14 protein-coding genes are annotated in these 18,582 nt (G+C 65.3%); 10 read left to right on the top strand and 4 right to left on the bottom strand.

Annotation, left to right across the window (positions count from 1 at the left end; genetic code table 11):
• Positions 1–5 precede the first annotated feature (5 nt).
• The 3 genes from PC358_RS06935 to PC358_RS06925 all read right to left on the bottom strand — a co-directional run bounded on the left by PC358_RS06935 (position 6) and on the right by PC358_RS06925 (position 1,729).
• Positions 6–758 carry an SDR family NAD(P)-dependent oxidoreductase gene (locus PC358_RS06935; protein WP_033698450.1) on the bottom strand — a complete coding sequence of 251 codons (753 nt, stop codon included), beginning with the start codon at positions 756–758 and terminating at the stop codon, positions 6–8.
• Entirely contained in the window at positions 755–1,177 is a 423-nt protein-coding gene (locus tag PC358_RS06930; protein WP_033698449.1) for a nuclear transport factor 2 family protein, read from the bottom strand. Before PC358_RS06930 ends, PC358_RS06935 begins: the two co-directional genes overlap by 4 nt.
• 105 nt (positions 1,178–1,282) lie before the next feature.
• A complete protein-coding gene (locus PC358_RS06925; protein ID WP_033698446.1) occupies positions 1,283–1,729 on the bottom strand; it encodes a PAS domain S-box protein in 447 nt (148 codons plus the stop codon).
• Between the two features lie 154 nt (positions 1,730–1,883).
• On the opposite strand from PC358_RS06925, the gene PC358_RS06920 reads away from it, so the two are divergent.
• Entirely contained in the window at positions 1,884–2,771 is an 888-nt protein-coding gene (locus PC358_RS06920) for a MerR family transcriptional regulator (RefSeq protein ID WP_033698443.1), read from the top strand.
• Between the two features lie 198 nt (positions 2,772–2,969).
• Here PC358_RS06920 and PC358_RS06915 read toward each other — a convergent pair whose 3' ends face one another.
• A complete protein-coding gene (locus PC358_RS06915; protein ID WP_033698442.1) occupies positions 2,970–4,541 on the bottom strand; it encodes a sensor domain-containing diguanylate cyclase in 1,572 nt (523 codons plus the stop codon).
• Between the two features lie 382 nt (positions 4,542–4,923).
• Between PC358_RS06915 and PC358_RS06910 the strand changes: the two genes are divergently transcribed.
• The 9 genes from PC358_RS06910 to bcsC are packed head-to-tail and all read left to right on the top strand — an operon-like array spanning position 4,924 to position 18,564.
• Complete coding sequence (locus tag PC358_RS06910) at positions 4,924–6,345, top strand: BcsE family c-di-GMP-binding protein (protein ID WP_241381002.1); 1,422 nt, start codon at positions 4,924–4,926, stop codon at positions 6,343–6,345.
• Complete coding sequence (gene bcsF, locus PC358_RS06905; RefSeq protein WP_033698441.1) at positions 6,342–6,527, top strand: cellulose biosynthesis protein BcsF; 186 nt, start codon at positions 6,342–6,344, stop codon at positions 6,525–6,527. The genes PC358_RS06910 and bcsF overlap by 4 nt, the downstream gene beginning before the upstream one ends.
• On the top strand, positions 6,520–8,139 hold the full coding sequence (gene bcsG, locus PC358_RS06900; RefSeq protein WP_033698439.1) for a cellulose biosynthesis protein BcsG: 1,620 nt from the start codon (positions 6,520–6,522) through the stop codon (positions 8,137–8,139). Before bcsF ends, bcsG begins: the two co-directional genes overlap by 8 nt.
• Positions 8,136–8,354 carry a cellulose biosynthesis protein BcsR gene (bcsR, locus tag PC358_RS06895; protein WP_033698437.1) on the top strand — a complete coding sequence of 73 codons (219 nt, stop codon included), beginning with the start codon at positions 8,136–8,138 and terminating at the stop codon, positions 8,352–8,354. Before bcsG ends, bcsR begins: the two co-directional genes overlap by 4 nt.
• Positions 8,351–9,058: a cellulose biosynthesis protein BcsQ gene (gene bcsQ / locus PC358_RS06890; RefSeq protein ID WP_033698435.1), complete on the top strand. Its 708-nt coding sequence runs from the start codon at positions 8,351–8,353 to the stop codon at positions 9,056–9,058. The genes bcsR and bcsQ overlap by 4 nt, the downstream gene beginning before the upstream one ends.
• Complete coding sequence (gene bcsA / locus PC358_RS06885) at positions 9,055–11,664, top strand: UDP-forming cellulose synthase catalytic subunit (protein WP_033698433.1); 2,610 nt, start codon at positions 9,055–9,057, stop codon at positions 11,662–11,664. The genes bcsQ and bcsA overlap by 4 nt, the downstream gene beginning before the upstream one ends.
• The gene (gene bcsB, locus PC358_RS06880; protein WP_081874721.1) at positions 11,661–13,943 is read left to right on the top strand and encodes a cellulose biosynthesis cyclic di-GMP-binding regulatory protein BcsB; all 2,283 of its coding nucleotides are present in this window, start codon (positions 11,661–11,663) and stop codon (positions 13,941–13,943) included. The genes bcsA and bcsB overlap by 4 nt, the downstream gene beginning before the upstream one ends.
• On the top strand, positions 13,943–15,058 hold the full coding sequence (bcsZ, locus tag PC358_RS06875; protein WP_033698430.1) for a cellulose synthase complex periplasmic endoglucanase BcsZ: 1,116 nt from the start codon (positions 13,943–13,945) through the stop codon (positions 15,056–15,058). Before bcsB ends, bcsZ begins: the two co-directional genes overlap by 1 nt.
• Positions 15,046–18,564, top strand: coding sequence for a cellulose synthase complex outer membrane protein BcsC (bcsC, locus tag PC358_RS06870; protein WP_033698428.1), 3,519 nt, complete (start codon positions 15,046–15,048; stop codon positions 18,562–18,564). The genes bcsZ and bcsC overlap by 13 nt, the downstream gene beginning before the upstream one ends.
• Positions 18,565–18,582: the final 18 nt, after the last annotated feature.

Here is an 18,582-nt window from a genome sequence, read left to right as displayed (position 1 = left end):
GATCATCATTCCTGTTCATGACGGGCAAGGCGTTGGCCCAGTGCCAGGCGCAGGCGCGCGGGCAGTGCCCCGAGCAGGCGCAACGCCCAGGTAAAAAAGCCGGGGAAATTGATTTCCAGCGGGCGGCGCTGCAGACGCCTGGCGATATGCTGGGCTGCGCGGTGCGCGGGCCACAGCTGCGGCATGGGGAAATCGTTGCGCCGGGTCAATGGCGTGTCGACGAAGCCGGGGCTGACCAGGGTGACCGCGATGCCCTCGTGTGCCAGGTCGATGCGCAGTGACTCCACCAGGTAACGCACCGCAGCCTTGGACGCGCCGTAGGCGCCAGCGCGAGGCAAGGCCAGCCAGCTCACCGAACTGCCCATCACCACCAGGTGGGGACGTTGGCCGGCGCGAAGCAAGGGCAGTGCCGCCGCCAGGCAGTAGCTGGCACCCAGCACGTTGGTGCGCAGCACACGTTCGACCACGGCCGGATCAAAATGGCCCGGCTCCAGGTATTCGCAGGTGCCTGCATTGAGAATGGCCATGTCCAGCCCGCCCCAGGCCTGCTCGATGCGGGCAGCGATAACGGCCACCTGCTGCGGGTCGTCAATATCGCCAATGGCCAGCAATACCTGCCCGGGGAACCGTTCAGCCAAGGGGGCAAGGCGCTCCGCGTGGCGCCCCCCCAGGGCAACCTGGTGGCCTTGCTCCAGCAGTATATGCGCGAGTGCGGCACCGATACCGCTGCTTGCGCCGGTCAGCCAGCAGCGGCTCATGCCAGCCTGCCTTTGAGCCAGCGGATAGCACTGCCCATGACCGGAAGGTGTTCATACAGCAGGGCGCCGGCGTCGAAATAGTCCTGGTGAAAATGCACGCGGTCGCGCCAATGCAAGCAGCTGCAGCCTTGCAAGGTGATCTGCTGGCCGCGGGCCAGGCGTGGGTGGCAAAACTGCAGGGTCCAGCGCAGGTAACCCTGCCCGGGCCTCACCTCGTCGGCGCTGGTGAAGGCGTAGCGGATATCGTGGGCGTTGGCGTACAGCTGCTCGAAGTAGGCCCGCAGGGCCGGCAGCCCCTGTATCTGATGCAGGGGATCGCGAAAGGTGACCTCTTCGCTGTACAGTTTTGCCAGCGTGTCGAGGTTGCCCCCATCGAGGCTGGCGAAGCGCTCGGCGAATTGCTTTAGGTACGCTGACATGCTGGGCTCCAGTCAATCCTGTACAACGATGCTTTGTTGTACAGGTATAGCTGAAGCCTAAGTCTTAATCTATACAAATTAACGATCGTGTATAGTTTTTTTGGGTCAGCCCTTGGCCTGGCCCAGTTGCCGGCGCAATTCAGCCACTTCCGCCTCCAGCTCGCGAACCTTCTCCTCGGCGAATACCTGCGCTGTGACATCGCGCTGGATGCCGATGTAGTACGTCAGTTTGTCCGCTTCGTTGTGCACGGGCGTGATGGACAACTCGTTCCAGAACAGGCTGCCGTCCTTGCGGTAGTTGCGCAGTACCTGGCAGCAGGGGCGACCTTCGCGGATTGCCTCGCGGATGGTGGCGATGGCCACCTGGTCATGATCCTCGCCCTGAAGAAAGCGGCAGTCCTGGTAGAGGATGTCGTCGGCGCTGTAGCCGGTCAGGCGCTCGAAGGCCGGGTTGACGTAGATAAGGATGCTGTCATTGCCCTCCTGCTCGGCGACGACGACGCCATCGTTGGAATGCTCGACCATCAGTTGCAGGAGTTTTGCGTTGATCATAGGGCCCACCCACAGAAATCTCGTATGCGATATGCGCAGCGTAGCCTCTGTGCAGAAGGCTTCGGCGCCGTGTGCTGTATGATGAACCAAGGTTGCTCGCCGCAGAAGGTGCAGATGGGTTTAGAATAGGGCACCCCCCGGAAGCCCACTCGCCATGACAGACGCCACCCCACCCGATTTGCTACCCATGCGCGACGTGGTCAGCCTGACTGGCATCAATCCGGTGACCTTGCGTGCCTGGGAGCGGCGCCACGGGCTGATCCGCCCGCAGCGCACCGAGGGCGGCCATCGCCTGTACACGGCCCGGGATGTGCAGCGTATACGTGACATCTTGCGCTGGACCTCCAAAGGCCTGCCCATCAGCAAGGTCGGTGACATGCTCGTAGGCCAGCCTGAGGCGTCTGTGCAGCCGCATTCGGCCTTTGACGATTGGCGCGCCGCCGTAGTGCGCGCAACCCAGGCATTCGATGCGCAGGCGCTGGAAGGGATCCATGGCCAGTTGTTCACACTCATGCCCAAGGCCACTGTACTGCGTGAAGTGCTGATGCCGGTGTGGCATGAGCTGGCTTCAGGCAGTGCGTTCGGCCAGCGTAGCCAATGGCTGTTTCTCGATACGTTCCTGCGCGCCCGCTTGCTGCTGCGCCTGCAGATGAACCAGCCCGATGCGCCGCGCGTACTGCTGGCGGGCACCGAAGGGCAAGCCGAACTGCAAGTGTTGTGTGCCGGGCTGCTGTTGAGCGGCGAGCAACAACGCATCGAGGTGCTCGGCTGCGGGCAACCGCTGGAAGAGCTGCCCCTGTTGTGTGCGGCGATGCAGCCGGCGGCACTGGTGATTGCGCTGCAGGCACCGGTTGGCCCCGTGTTGGCCAGGCGCCTGCGCGCGTTGCAGATGGAGATTGCCTGCCCGCTGGCGCTGATAGGCGCAGGCCTAGCGGGCTCTCAGGCGGCGTTGCAAGGCATTGCGTTGTGCCTGCTGGACGAGCAAGGCGCCGACGTCGCGGGCAAACTCAACGCCTTGCTCAGCGGCGCCCTGGATTTCTGACCCTCTAGCGGCAGGGGCTCTGTACAAAAAGTTTTGTGAGAGCAACTGCCTTGCTCAAAACTCTAAAACAGGCATGACCCCCGTGGGAGCGGGCTTGTCCCGCGAACACGGGCGAAGCCCGTGCCATCGTTCGCGGTGCCTGCTTCGCGGGGCAAGCCCGCTCCTACAACGATGGATGACCATACTTTCGTACAAAACCTAGGAAGGCACGCGATCTTCAGCTACCACACGGTTACGCCCATTTTCCTTGGCCAGGTACAGGCGCTCGTCGGCACGCTTGAGGATGGCTGCGGCGGTGGGGGTCTCTGTACTGCGGTAAGCCACACCGATAGATAGCGTCAGTGTGCCGACCTGCTTCATGGGCGTGGCGCTCAGCGTCGAGCGAATACGCTCGGCGACCTCTTTCGCAGTACTCGGCCCGGTGTTCGGCAGCAGCAGGCAGAACTCTTCGCCGCCGGCCCTGCAGGGCAGGTCCCCTGCACGGGTACAGTCACGGATCACCTGCGCCACCTGCTGCAGGGCCAGGTCGCCGACATCATGGCCGAAGGTGTCGTTTACCCGCTTGAAGTGGTCGATATCCAACGCCAGTACCGCATAAGCCTGCTGCGATGCATCCAGGGCCTCAAGTGCTGCCTTCATCGCGCGCCGGTTGCCCAGGCCGGTCAAGAGGTCGGTTTCGGCGGCGGCGTTCAAGGTGCCGATCTTCTGTTGCAGGTGTTGCGCCTGCATCACCAGTGCCTGGCGGATCGCCGCAGCCTCTGCGTACCAGGCCTTGATCGCGGACAGTTCTGCCGTTGCATTGGGCGCCGAAAGGTCGATGGCATGGCCGGCCAGCGCACGTAACGGGCGGGTGATCAGCATCACGCCGAGCAGTATCAGAGCTAAACCGACCACCCCGGCCGGGATGATCTTGATCAGCATGTCGCGCATCAGCTTGGCCAATGGCGCCAGTGCCTGTGCCCGCGGTTGTTGCACCACCACAGCCCAGTTGGAGCCTTGCACATGGGCAAACCCGGCGAGCATCGGTACCCCCCGGTAGTTGACGGTCTCCAGGGTGCCGTTTTCACCGTGCAGGGCGATGTCCACCGTCTCGCTCCAGCCGAGCACTTCACCGATGCGCTGTTGGTCGCGGTGGTAAAGCAAGCGGCGGTTGCCGTCGGCGACGAAGGCGAAGGTGCCATCGAGGTGATGTTCGCCAATCAGCGAATGCATCACGCCACGCTGCTGCAGGTACACCGAACCGCCCACCAGCCCGAGAAACTGGCCGGCCGGGTTGAAGATCGGCTGCGACACGAAGACGATGAGCTTGCCGTTGGCCGCGGTGAATGCCTGGCTGACCAAGGGCTGCCGTTGTTTGAGTGCTGCGTGCAACTCAGTAGAAGCCACCGTCGAACCGATCTGCACCCCGGGCGGGTATGCCTGCAGGATCTTGCCTGCAGGGTCGGTGATCAGCACGCTGTTCAGTTCCGAGTCCTGGGCCTGCAAGCGAAGTGCTTCCTCCTCTAGCAAGGCTGGGTTGGCAATGTCGCGGCCCAGGCGCTGGCTGCTGTATTTCAGGCGTTCATTGACCGAGTACAGGAACCCATCGATGCTGGAGGCCACCTTGAAGGCATAGGCACGGTTGGCTTCTAGCGCCGAGTGGACCAAAGCATCGCGTTGCACGCCGTAGGCCGTGATCAGGCCATTGCACAGGGTGCCCAGCACGGCAAGTAGAACAAAGCTCAAAATCAGGCCACGCAGGCCGATATGTGATGACAGAATGTTGCCCATGAGTACGTCGTAAGCCTCAACTGCTGGAAATGCTGGCAGAAGCTTAGACAGGAATCGGGTTGTGCACCGAAACCAAGCCAGGCCCCCCTTCCCCATACGCCTCACAGGCCTATCCGAACATCTCCTTGCAATTAATTACATTTGAGTGCGCCAGCATTTTGCCTCCGTGCTGTAAGATTGACGGTTAAGCTAAATCGCATGTTAATTTGCTATTTTTTTGACGAAGATCAAAATGCCACCCTAGCGCGCATGCGATATTCCTCCCGAAATCCGTTTCAATTCTTAATTCAGAGCCAGTGTTTTGACGAATGGAATGCCGTTGTTGGCAATCTCCGGCTTAGGCGCCGAAAGCAGCCAGCTTCATCTACAAGGACTGTATTGATTGGCCTGTGACACCGCAGAAGACGCCACCTTGCTCTGCCGCCAGGTGGTGGAGGGGTTGCCCGAACCAACGCGGGCAGCCCTGATCGCCGATGCGCAAGGCATGGGTGATGTGCTGAGTGCACTGGATGCCGCAAAGGGCCCGGGCGAGCTGGCGCTGTATGAAGCCAACCCTCACGCCACCCTGCACCTGGTCGATGATCTGCCCCGTCTCGATGTTCCTGGCCGTGTGCTTGTCGTGCTGGCGCCTGCCGGTGCCTGGGCAGACGGCAAGGTCGAGCGCTGGTGCGAGGCGCTGCGCCCGCTGTTGTTGGCCGAGGCGGCGCTGCTGCTGGTCATCAGCGGTGGCCAGAGTGCCGGCTTGGTGGAGCGCCTGCGCGTGTTCAACCAGGGCGTCGACGGCCTGGCCCAGGTGTATCGCGGCAAAGGCGGGGTCCGTTACCTGCAGCACTTCTGGAGCAACCCGCTTGGCAAGGCGGGCACCCGGGACATGGAGCTGGTGCGCCTTGACGCGGGGTTTGCCGTTGCCGGTACGCCGCAGGCGCCCACCGATACCGGTGGCGATGAGCTGTTGTGCCTGGCCCAGCGGCCGGTCCTTGAAGGGGCGCCTGCTTTCTCCGAGCACTGGCAGGTCTGCGAAAGCCTCGACGAACTGGCTGACCGCGCCAGCCGAGCGGTGTCCGCCACGGTCATTTTCGCCATGGATGGCGGGCAGCGCCTGGACAGCCTGGCGCGCCAGCTGCACCGCTTGCGCCAGTTGCGTGGCAATGCCTTGAAGCTGGTAGTGCGCGAAATGGCGCCCACCTTGCGCTACCAGGATGAACAACTGCTGCTGGCCTGCGGCGCCACCCAGATCGTGCCGTTTGGCGCCAGCCTGTCACGCTTCCTGACCATGGTGGAAAGCATCCAGGGTTATGTCTGGCGCCGACACCTGCCAACCGACTTCGATGCCTTGCTCACGCGTTTGCGGCCACTCGCGATCTGCGGCTTGGTAGCGCCTGATGCGTTCGCCGAAGCAGTGCAGAACATGTGGCACGGTGTGCGTAACGGCGAAATCGTCCACCAGTTGCTGGTGCTGCGCCCGGCCCCAGGCCTGACTCCCCTGCAGGCATGCTCGCGTACGGTGTTCCGCCGCGACGGCGACATCGCTTGTGTGGTCGGGGAGGTGTTGTTTCTGTTCCTGTTTGCCTGCCGTTCCGAAGGCGTCGAACAGGCACTTGATCACATCTTCCAGTTGTCATGGAAAGAGCTGTTCATCAGCCAGGAAGTGCTTGCCGGCGTCGACAGCCTGGCCGCCCCGGCCTTCCTCGATAACCGCTCGCCGCAGCCGCCGCGGGTCGATGCAGCGGCGCAGTTACCCACGCAAGCGCGGCCGGCACTGGCGCCGCGCCGGGTCGCCTTGGGCAAGCGGGGCGCAGTATGAACTTCACGCAATTGCTGCAAGTGATCGCCCTCACTGCGTTGGTCACCTTGGGCCTGGCCTTGCTGGTGGTGGGCCTGCGCGCAGTGTTGCGCGGCTGGTTGCACCGCCGCCTTTCCCCCCGTTACCTGAAACCGCTGGGCGTACGCCACCGCGCTGCACGCCAGGAACCCCGTAATGACTAATACCACCGTCACGCTCCCGGTTCTGGCCCGATGGCCTGGTCTGGGAGCGTGGAACCTCTATTTTCTGGCCAAGTTCCTGCTGGTCGCTCTGGGCATGCTCGACTTCCAGGCGCTGCCGAACCTCTTGTTCGCAGCGTTTCTGCTGATCCCGTTGCCGGGCAAGTGGTTGCGCATTGCGCGCCAGCTAGCGGCGCTGCCGATTGGCATCGCGTTGTTCTACCAGGACACCTGGTTGCCGCCGTTCAGTCGCCTGCTGGCGCAGCCGGGGGTACTCGATTTTTCGTGGAACTACCTGCTCGAACTGCTGGGCCGTTTCATCAACTGGAACCTGATGGGCGCGCTGGCACTGCTGTTGGTGGGGTATCTGTACCTGCGCCATTGGCTGCGCCTGAGTACCCTGAGCCTGTTAGGGCTGGGCTGGCTGGCCGTCGGCGGGCTGCCGTCACTGGGGTTCACTGCGGGCCAGGCGCCCGGCACGGTGACTACCAGCCCCGCTGCGCAGGCGCAGGCCACGGCGGTGGCCGACAACGCCACGCTCCACGGCTGGCTTGAGCAGTTCTTCGCCAGTGAGCGTGAACGAGTAACGGCGTTCCCTGCCATGAATGCCGAGGAGCAGCCGTTCGACCTGCTGGTGATCAACATCTGCTCGCTGGCCTGGGATGACCTGTCGGCCGTGGGGCTGCGTGACAACCCGCTGCTCTCGCGCCTGGACGTGGTCTTCGATCAGTTCAACTCGGCCACGTCCTACAGCGGGCCGGCCGCCATCCGCGTACTGCGTGCCAGCTGTGGGCAGTCGTCCCACGCGGGCCTGTACCAGAGCGCCCCGGAGCAGTGCCTGTTGTTCCAGAACCTGGCCAGGCTTGGCTTCCAGAGCAATACCTTGCTCAACCACAGCGGGCGCTTCGACAACTTCATCGGCGATATCACCCAGCAGCACATGCCGCAACCTGGCCTGCGCAACACCGATTTCCCGCGGGCACTGGTCGGCTTCGATGGCTCGCCGATTGCCAGCGACCTGGACGTGTTGCGGCGCTGGTGGGGCCAGCGTAAAGGCACGCCGGCCGAGCATGTGTCGCTGTTCTACAACAGCATCAGCCTGCATGACGGCAACCGCATCGTCACCGCCGACGGCGGCACCCGTGTGGCCGACTACGCCACTCGCGCCAACCGCCTGTTCGGCGAGCTGGGCACCTTCCTCGACGAACTGGAGCGCAGTGGCCGCCGCGTGGTCGTGGCCATCGTCCCAGAACATGGCGCCGCGCTGCATGGCGACCGCATGCAGCTGTCGGGCATGCGCGAAATCCCCACGCCGTCGATTACCCATGTGCCGGTTGGCCTCAAGTTCATCGGCATGGGGCAGCCTGCGCGCAGCGAGCCGCTGCGGGTCTCGGCGCCCACCAGTTACCTGGCGTTGTCCGAGCTGATATCGCGGGTGTACGCCGGCCTTGGCCAGCAGCAGGCATTGGACGTGCCCAGCCTGCTGAACGACCTGCCGACCACCGAACAGGTCGCGGAAACCTCCGGTGCGCAGGTCTTGAACTACCAGGGGCGCGCCTACATGCGCCTGCAAGGCCAGCCTGACTGGCAGCCTATCCCCGAGGAGAGCCGATGAAGCCTGGCAACGCTGACCCTGCCGACCGTAGTGACGACATTGCCCAACTGCGCCAGCACCTGGATATGCCGGACCTGAACTATCAGGATATTTCCATGCTGGTGGGGGTTCAGCAGGCCTTGCAGCGCTGGCCGTTGCTGGGTGAAAGCTGCCGGTCCAGTGCCCAGGATGGGCTGCTCATGCCTGCACCGAAGCGCGAGGCGGTGTTGCCATGACCAGCCTGGCGTTGCACGGCGTGCGCGGTGGCCTGGGGCGCAGTGCCTTGCTGGCCGCGCTGGGCTATGCGCTGCAGGGCGTGGGTGAGCGGGTGCTGTTGATCGACCTGTGCCCGGACAACCTGCTGGGGCTGCATTTCAACCTGCCGCTGGAGGCGCGCGAGGGCTGGGCGCTTGCCGAGCGGGAAGGGCGGCCGTACACCGACGCTGTATACGAGGTGCTCGATGGGCTGTGCCTGATGCCGTTCGGCAATGCACCTGGCGATGCGCTGCACCCGGCGGCCGACGCTGCAACCTGGGCCGCTCGCCAGGTTGAACTGGCCGAACACTTCGACTGGTTGCTGTTCGACGTGCCGCAGTTACCGGCCGCGACTGCGGGCCACTGCGTCGAGACCGATGTGCAGGTGCTGGTGGCCGAGGCCGAAATGGCCAGCCATCTGCTGCTCGGGCGCCGCCCCATCGAGCGCTACGACCTGCTGCTGATCAACCGTTACGACCCGGCCAGCCGCTTGCAGAGCGACCTTCTGATGGTGTGGCGCGACCTGTTCCGTGATCGCTTGCCCCTGCAGGTGGTGCACCGCGACGAGGCCTTTCTCGAGGCCTTGGCGTGCAAGGCCCCGCTGGGCCATTACGCGCCGCAGAGCCTGGCCTGTCGGGATGTGCAGAGCCTGGCAGTGCGCTGCCTGACGAGGCGGCAGTCGTGACCCTGAACCCTCTGTCGGCTTACGCCTGGTTCACCACACGCGGCGCGCAGCGGCCGGTCGCCTGGCTGTTTACCTTGGGTGTGGCGCTGGCTGTGCTGTTCTTGCGCCTGGAGTCGCCCGCCTGGCAGGCCCTGTTGGCCGAGCGTCAGCGCCTGTACCCGCAGTTGGCGGGCAAGCGCCCGAGCCTGGGCGACCCCGTGCGGGTGTTGATCCAGAGCCTGTGGCTGCTGCTACGGCGCCAACCGCTGCCACGCCAACCAGGGCCGGCCAGCAAGGCCTGGCGTGCCGTGCGCGGCCACTGGCACACCACGCGTCAGAGGGTGCAGCACTACCGTGGCCGGTTGATCGACCGGCTGCAACAGTTGCCCGCGCGCTATCGGGCCAGTGCCTTCAAGCAGGCAGCTTCGGCACGCCTGCGTGGCTTGAGCGTATTCGCCCGCTGGGCCTTCTATGGTGTGCTGACGCTCTGCGCCTTTGGCCTGGCCTTGCTGTGCGTGACCGAGCCGTTCGGCTACCTGGCACAGTTGATGTTCATCTGCCTGCTTCTGGGTATCGCCATGCTGGTGCGGCACATGCCGGGCCGCTTTCCGACCCTGATGTTGATCGTGCTGTCGACCATCATCTCTTGCCGCTACCTGTGGTGGCGTTATACCTCGACACTGAACTGGAACGACACCACGGACCTGGTGTGCGGGGTGATCCTGCTGGCTGCCGAGACCTACTCGTGGTGCGTACTGATTCTGGGCTACATCCAGACCTGCTGGCCGCTGCAGCGCAAGCCAGCGAACCTGCCGGCCAACCCCGGGCACTGGCCGACGGTCGACCTGATGATCCCCACCTACAACGAAGACTTGGCGGTGGTGCGCACCACAGTGCTGGCCGCCCTGGGCCTTGACTGGCCACGCGAGTGCTTGCGCATCTACATTCTCGACGATGGCCGACGCGATGCGTTCCGCGCCTTCGCCGACGAGGTCGGCGTGGGCTACATCGTGCGCCCGGACAACAAGCATGCCAAGGCCGGCAACCTCAACCACGCGCTGGGTGTGACCGACAGCGAGCTGATCGCCATCTTCGACTGCGACCACGTGCCGGTGCGCTCATTCCTGCAGATGACGGTGGGCTGGTTCCTCAAGGACCCGAAGCTTGCGCTGGTGCAGACGCCGCACCACTTCTTCTCGCCAGACCCGTTCGAACGCAACCTGGGCTCGTTCCGCCGCCGGCCCAATGAAGGAGAGCTGTTCTATGGCCTGATCCAGGACGGTAACGACATGTGGAATGCGGCATTCTTCTGCGGTTCATGCGCGGTACTGCGGCGTACGGCGCTGCAAAGCATTGGCGGCTTTGCCGTGGAGACCGTGACCGAAGATGCCCACACCGCCTTGCGCATGCACCGCCAGGGCTGGTCTTCGGCCTACCTGAGCATCCCCCAGGCGGCGGGCCTGGCCACCGAGAGCCTGTCGGCGCACATCGGCCAGCGTATTCGCTGGGCGCGTGGCATGGTGCAAATCTTTCGTACCGACAACCCGATTTTCGGCCGCGGGCTGAGCCTGTTCCAGCGGGTGTGTTACGCCAACGCCATGCTGCACTTCTTGGCCGGCCTGCCGCGGCTGGTGTTTCTGACTGCGCCGCTGGCGTTCCTGTTGCTGCATGCCTACATCATCTATGCCCCTGCCTTGATGATCCTGCTGTACGTGTTGCCGCACATGATCCACGCCAGCCTGACCAACTCGCGCATGCAGGGCAAGTACCGGCAAACGTTCTGGGGCGAGGTCTACGAGACCGTGCTCGCCTGGTACATCGCCCGCCCCACCACGGTCGCGCTGTTCGCGCCGAAGAAGGGCACCTTCAACGTCACCGCCAAGGGCGGCCTGATGGAGCAGGGGCAGTTCGACTGGCGCATCGCCCAGCCTTACCTGTGGCTTGCGGCACTCAACGTGGCCGGCCTGGGCTTTGCCGTGTGGCGGCTGTTCACCGGCCCCACGGCGGAAGTCGGCACGGTGATCGTCAGCTCGCTGTGGGTGGTCTACAACCTGCTGATCATCGGCGCCGCCGTTGCCGTGGCCGCCGAGGTGCGCCAGGTACGCCGCGCCCACCGGGTGCAGATGCACTTGCCGGCGGGGCTGGTGCTGGCCAGCGGTCACGCCTACCCCTGCACCCTGGTCGATTACTCCGATGTCGGCGTCGGCCTGCAGTTGCACCAAGGCCTTGCGCTCAAACCCGGGGCGCAGGTACGCCTGCTGCTCAACCGTGGCCAGCGCGAGTTTGCCTTCCAGGCCAGCGTCACCCGTACCGTCGGGCAACACGTGGGCCTGGTGTTCCACGACCTGAGCCAGCAACAGCGCATCGACCTGGTTCACTGCACCTTTGCCCGTGCCGATGCCTGGCTTGGCTGGCACCAGCAACACGAGGCCGATCGCCCGCTGCGCAGCCTGGTCGAGGTGCTGAAGCTGGGCGCTGTCGGTTACCTGCGCCTGGTCGAGCACATGCCGCCGTGGCTGCGGACGTGGTTGCGCCCGCTGCGCGCGCTGGTGCATTGGCTGGCCAGCTACAGGCCCCGCACGCCGCGGCCTATCCCTTTCATGAACCCTGTTGATCGAGACGCATGATGACTGGTTATCCCGCGCGTACCTGGGGCCTGGCGATGGCGCTGTTTGCCGCCTTGTCGCAGAGCGCCGCTGCCGCCTCCGAAGCCCCGCTTGCCGAGCCCGTCGTACCCAAGGTGCCGAGCTGGCCGGTTACGAAAACCTTCGAGCAGCTCGGGCATGCGTCCGACAGCCTGCTGCTGGGGGTGCGCAATAGCGAACACATCGAGTTCGGCCTGCGTCGCGACCGCCTCGCCACCGACGCCACCTTGCAGCTGGACTACACGCCTTCGCCCGCGCTGTTGCCGAACCTGTCACACCTGCGCGTCTACCTCAATGACGAGTTGATGGGGGTAGTGCCGGTTGAGAAGGAGCAACTTGGCCAGCGCGTGCGCCGCCAACTGCCCCTGGACCCGAAGCTGCTCAGCGACTTCAACCGGGTCCGCCTGGAGTTTGTCGGGCATTACACCGACATCTGCGAAGACCCGGCGCACAGCGGCCTGTGGCTGAACCTGAACCGCAAGAGCCAGGTGCAGTTGCACGAGCAGGCACTGGCGCTGGACAACGACCTGGCGTACTTCCCGCTGCCGTTCTTTGACGCGCGCGACACCGGCAAGGTCGAGCTGCCGGTGGTGTTCAGTGGCGTGCCGAGCTTGGGTGAGCAGCGTGCGGCCGCTATCCTGGCGTCTTACTTCGGCAGCCAGGCCGGCTGGCGCAAGGCAACCTTCCCGGTGCTGTACAACCGCCTGCCGGCCAGTGCCGACACCCCCAAGCCGAGCATCGTGTTTGCCAGCAATGAACGCCGCCCGGCATTTCTCGCCGACCTGCAGCAGTTTCCGCTGGTCGACGGCCCGGTGTTGCAGATGATCGACCATCCGCACGACCGCTTCAGCAAGGTGCTGTTGGTATTGGGGCGCAACGATGACGACCTGATCAAGGCAGCTTCGGCGCTGGCGGTTGGCAACAACCTGTTCCGTGGTGCCCGAGTGCAGGTCGAGCAGATGACCGCGCTGCAGCCGCGCAAGCCCTACGACGCGCCAAACTGGACGCGCACCGATCGGCCGGTGCGCTTCGCCGAACTGCTCGACTACCCCGAGCAACTGCAAGTCAGTGGCCTGCAACCGCGGCCGGTGACGCTGTCACTGAATTTGCCGCCAGACTTGTTCGTCTGGCGCAACCAGGGCATCCCGTTGCGCACGCTGTACCGTTATACGGCACCGGCAGTGAGTGACGAATCGCGCCTGAGCATCAGTGTCAATGACCAGTACATCACCAGCATGCCGCTGGTGGGCAACGACCGGCGCGGCGGCACGCTCGAGCAGGTGCGCCTGGCGGTGTTGTCCGGTGACAGCAGCGCACTGACCGAAAACTCGCTGGTGCCGGCCTTGAAGATCGGCGACCGCAACCGCCTACGTTTCGATTTCAGCTTTGCCAGCACCCTGGGCAGCGCCCAGCGCGATCATTGCCAGACGTCGCTGCCGGTGGATGTGCGCGCGGCGATCGACGAAAACTCGACCATCGACTTGTCCGGCTACCACCATTACATCGCCATGCCCGACCTGCGCGCCTTCGCCCGCAGCGGCTTCCCGTTCAGCCGCATGGCCGACCTTTCCGAAACCCTGGTCATCATGCCGGCAAAGCCCACGGCGATGCAGGTTGGCACCTTGCTCGATGCGGTTGGTGGGCTGGCCGGGCAAATCGGTTACCCCGCGCTTGGCCTGAAGCTGGTCGATGACTGGAAGCAGGCAACGGCCGCCGATGCCGACTTGTTGCTGATTGGCAGCTTGCCCGAGGCCTTGAGCGATGCGCCTAACCTCGGCCTGCTGCTCAGCGCCCAGCGTGACTGGCTGCTGCAAGGCCGTAGCGCAGGGTTGCCAGGCAGCCAGCGCTTCGACACCGCGCCGGTGGCCGCGAGCAGCCGTGTGGCGGTCAGCGCGCAGGCGCCGATCGCGGCCATCACCGGGTTGAAATCGCCGTTCCACGAGCAGCGCAGCGTCGTCGCCCTGCTGGCCAACAGCGACAGCGATTACAGGTTGCTGCGCGACGTGCTGGGTGATGTGGGCAAACTCGATGCCGTGGCCGGTTCGGTGACGCTGGTGCGCAGCAGTGGCGTCACCAGCCAGTTCGTCGGCGAGCACTACTTTGTCGGTGCGCTGCCCTGGTGGATGTTGCTGTGGTTCCACTTGTCCGAGCACCCGGTGTTGCTGGCGGCGATCGCGGCCCTTTGCGTGGTGCTGTTTGCCTTCTTGCTGTGGCGGGCATTGCGCTGGGCTGGCCGTCGTCGCCTGGGCGAGCGCGGGTGATGGTGCGTCCGTTGCTGGTAGGGCTGGTCGCCTTGGGCTTGCCCGTTTTCGCCAATGCCGCACCCGCCTGCCCGTGGCCGGCCTGGGAGCGCTTCAAGGCCGAGCTGGTGAGCGTGGACGGGCGGGTCATCGACCCGAGCGATGAGCGCCTGATCACCACCTCGGAAGGGCAGAGCTATGCGCTGTTCTTCGCCCTGGTGGGCAATGACCGGAAGGCGTTCGCGCAGGTGCTGGGCTGGACCGGCAATAACCTCGCCGAGGGCGACCTGGCGCGGCACCTGCCAGCCTGGTTGTGGGGCCGCAAGGGCCAGAACCAGTGGCAGGTGCTGGACGCCAACAACGCCAGCGACGCCGACCTGTGGATTGCCTACAGCCTGCTGGAGGCGGGGCGGCTTTGGGAGATGCCTGCCTATACGCAACTGGGGCAGCACATGCTATGGCGCATCGCCGCCCAGACCGTGCGCAAGCTGCCGGGCCTGGGGGTGATGCTGCTGCCTGGTGACTACGGCTTCGAGGATGCCAACGGCACCCGCTTGAACCCAAGCTACCTGCCGCTGCAGGTGTTGGACCGCTTCAGCCTGGTGGACCCGCTGTGGGGCGAACTGGCCGCCAATACGCGGCGTCTGTGGCTGGCTTCGTCGCCAAAGGGCTTCGCCCCGGACTGGCTGCTGTGGACGCCGGCCGGTGAGCTGGCTGCGGACCCGCAGCATGGCAACGCCGGCGACTACGACGCCATTCGCGTGTACCTGTGGGTCGGCATGCTGGCCGAGGGCGCGGCGCAACGTGCCGAACTGCTGGCTCATTATGCCCCGATGGCGGCAGTGACCGCACACCAAGGGCTACCGCCAGAACGCGCGGATGCGCACAGCGGTAACACCAGCGGCCATGGCCCGGCGGGGTTCTCTGCAGCATTGCTGCCCTTGCTGGCCGCGTCGCCAGCGCACGTTGCCAGCCTTGCCGCCCAGCGTCAGCGCCTGCACGAGCAGCCAGTCGAGGCCAAGGCCTATTACGGCCAGGTGCTGGCGCTGTTCGGCCAGGGCTGGGATGAAGCCCGTTACCGTTTTGACCCGCATGGCCGCTTGTTGCCGGCCTGGAGCGCGCCATGCAGCGAATGATTGGTGTGGTGATGCTGGCGACGCTGGCGTGCCAGGCCGTAGCGCAACCCAAGGATGCCGCTGAACAGCGCCAATGGCTGCTGGACCAGGTGCGTCGGGGCGAGGCATTGCACCGTGACGATCTGGTGCGCGATGCACTGGGCCGCCTGCAATTGCTGGAGCCGCGCAACCCGGACGTGCTGCTGGCAGCCCTGAGCCTGGCGTTGCGTGACAAGAACACCACCGAGGCCCAGCAGTTGCAGGCCCGGATCACTGCCCTGGCGCCTGGCAGCCTGCAGGCACGCCAGGCCACGCGCCTGCTTGCGCTGCAGCAGCCAGAGGCCGTGCGGCGCTTGCAGCAGGCACGCCTGTTGGCCGTTACCGGGCGCAATGAAGAAGCGCTGGCGGCGTATGAGCGCTTGTTTGCGGGTGAACCGCCCAGCCTTGAGCTGGCCCTTGACTACTGGCGCGTGCGCGGCAACCTGCCAGGCCAACGCCCTGAAGCCATCCGCCAGTTGCAGCAACTGGACCGGCAGTACCCCGGCAGCGCCGGGCTGCGCCAGACCCTGGCCGGTTGGCTGTTCGCTGAAAACCGCGACCGCGAAGCGCTGGCGCTGCTCGATCAACTGTCGCGAGACCCTGGCGCACGCGATGCCGCTGCCCAGCGCGAGTTCGACTACCTGTCCGGGCAGGCGGTGAGCACCGCCAGTGCGGCGGCCTGGCAAGCCTTCCTGCAACGCTACCCAGCCTCGCCGCTGCTGGCCCAGGCCAGCGATAACCTGCAACAGCAGCGCAAACTGCTGGCCGACCCATCCTGGCAGGCTGGCCAGCGGGGCAAGGCGTTGCTCGACAAGGGCCGTAACGCCGAAGCTGAAGCACAACTGCGCCGGGCGCTGCGCCAATATCCGGACGATGCCAGCCTGTACGGTGCCCTGGGTTATGCGCTGATGCGCCAGAGCCGCTACCAAGACGCCAACGCTGCGTTCCGGGCGGCCAGCGTCAAGGAGCAGGACACCTACTGGATCAGCCAATGGAAAGACCTGGAGTCGTCCAGCCAGTACTGGGCGCTGCTCAACAAAGCTGAGCGGGCATTGCAGGCAAACGACCTGCGAGGCGCGCGCGCCCTTTACCTGCAGGCACGCCAGCAGCGTCCCAAGGATGAATACGCCTTGCTGGGCCTGGCGGATGTCGCGCTGGCAGAGGGCGATGCGGCAGCTGCCGAGCGCCAATTCCTGCAGGTGCGGCGCATGGCGCCGGATAACGAAAGCGCTGTGCGTGGCCTGATGCGTGTGTACCAGGCGCAGTCGCCAGACAAGGCGCAGGCATACCTGGACAGCCTGCCGCCACGCCAGCAAGCGCAGTTCGCCAGCCTGCGCCGCAGCCTGGAACTGGCGCGCCTGCGCCAACAGGGTGATGAAGCCCTGCAGCGCGAAGACTGGCAGGCGGCCAGCCAGGCGCTGGGCCAGGCAACTGCCTTGGCCCCCGATGAGCCTTGGCTGGTCTATCATTTGGCCAACAGCTTGCGTCACCAGGGGCGCACCGCCGAGGCCGACGCAGCATTCGCCAGGCTGGTGCAGCACCAGCCACTCGACCCGGCAACCCGCTATGCCCACGGTCTGTTCCTGGAGTCCAGCGACCGTGATGCCTTGGCTCTGGACAGCCTGGGCGCAGTACCGCAGGCAACCTGGAACCCGGACATGCACGCGCTGCAGCAGCGTATTCAACGGCGCATGACCCTGGCCTCGGCGCAACAGCTGCAGGCACAAGGCCGTGGTGCCGAGGCAACAGCTTTGCTGGAAGCCAGTCTGGCGCGTGGTGAAGGTAGCCCGGATGACGTGATGCTGTTGGGCGACTGGGCAGCAGCGCGCGGTGAACCTGGCAAAGCGCGTGGCTATTACCAGCGTGTACTTGCCGTGCAGCCTGGGCGTGCTGATGCGCGGCTTGGGGTGATGGAAAGCGCCGTGGCCGAAGGCAACCTGGCGCAGGCCCGGCACATGCTGGGCGTGCAGGTGCCACAATTTGCCGCTGATGACAGCAACGCCCAACGGCGTTTGGCGGCGGTCTGGGTCGCCTTGGGCGAACACGAGCAAGCGGCCAGGCTGCTCGACCGGATTGCCGCGCAGCAGACGCGCCCCGATCCATTGCTGCGGCGCGACGCCGCCCGCTTGGTGGCGCAGGATGACCCGCAACGGGCGCTGGACCTCTATGCGGCGGCCATGGCCGATGCGCAGTTGCTCGACCGCGCCGCCGTGTCGCCACGCGACGACCGCGCGCTGACACTGGCCAGCCGCGAGCAGGGCGCCGATGACTGGCTGGCGCGCAGCTTGCGCAGCGACGTCGATACCCTGTATCGCCAGCGCAATACCCACGTGACCCTGATGCATGACTATGGCTGGCGCGAGGATGACGGTACGCCGGGCACGTCCGAGCTGAGCACCCAGTCGACCTTGTTGCATGTCGATACCCCCTGGCAGGACGGCACCGCCTTTGCACGGGTAGAGCGTATCGGCATGGATGCGGGCTCGTTCGAGCAGAACGATCAGGGGCGTTACACCCCCGACTTCGGCAGCTGCCAGTTTGTTGGCCAGACGGCTGACGGAAAATCGCTGCCCGCGTGTACGGGCGGCTCGCAGACAGCCAACGGCAGTGTGCTGGCGCTGGGTTGGCAGGGCAGCCGCTGGGCCTTCGACCTGGGCACCACCCAGGGCTACGCAGTCAACAACTGGCTGGGTGGGGCAACGGTCAACGGCGACCTGGGCCAGGTCGGCTGGTCACTGACCGCTTCGCGGCGGCCAATGAGCAACTCGCTGCTGTCGTTCGCCGGGGCACGTGACCCGGCAACCGGCGTGCGCTGGGGCGGGGTCACGGCCAATGGCGGCACGCTTGGCCTGAGCTGGGACCAAGGGGGCGATAACGGCGTCTGGGCCAGCCTGGGGCACCACTGGCTGTATGGCGAAAACGTCACCGACAACCAGCGCACCCGCGCCATGGCCGGCTACTACCACCGCCTGGTGGAGAAAGCCGACGAGCGCGTACGCGTTGGCCTGACGCTGATGCACTGGCGTCACGACAAGGACCTGGGTGGCTACAGCCTGGGGCAGGGCGGCTATTACAGCCCGCAACGCTACACGTCGGTGGGCGTGCCGGCCAGTTACGCCTGGCGCAACTACGACTGGTCGTTGCTGCTGGAAGGTTCGGTCGGTTGGTCCCAGGCCCACAGCGGCCGCAGCCGCCTGTACCCGGACGCGCACATCAACCACAAGGTACTGGCGCAGTATGACGTGCGCTCGAACATCGATGCCATGAACGACGCCAGCGACAGCAGCGGCCTGGGCTACCGCCTGCGCGGCCTGTTCGAGCGCCGCCTGAGCGACCACTGGGTGCTGGGGGGCGGGTTCGATTGGCAGCACAGCGATGACTATGCTCCGAGCCATGGCATGCTGTACCTGCGCTACCTGTTCGAGCCGTGGCGGGGCAACCTGGCGCTGCCGGTGGCGCCGCTTGAGCCGTACAGCGAGTGGCGTTGAGGCACGCTGCCCCTAGTG

The sequence above is a fragment of the Pseudomonas capeferrum genome, assembly GCF_000731675.1.
GTDB lineage: Bacteria > Pseudomonadota > Gammaproteobacteria > Pseudomonadales > Pseudomonadaceae > Aquipseudomonas > Aquipseudomonas capeferrum.
The sequence above is the reverse complement of the archived record's forward strand: the minus strand, read 5'-3'. Positions and strand labels throughout refer to the sequence as shown.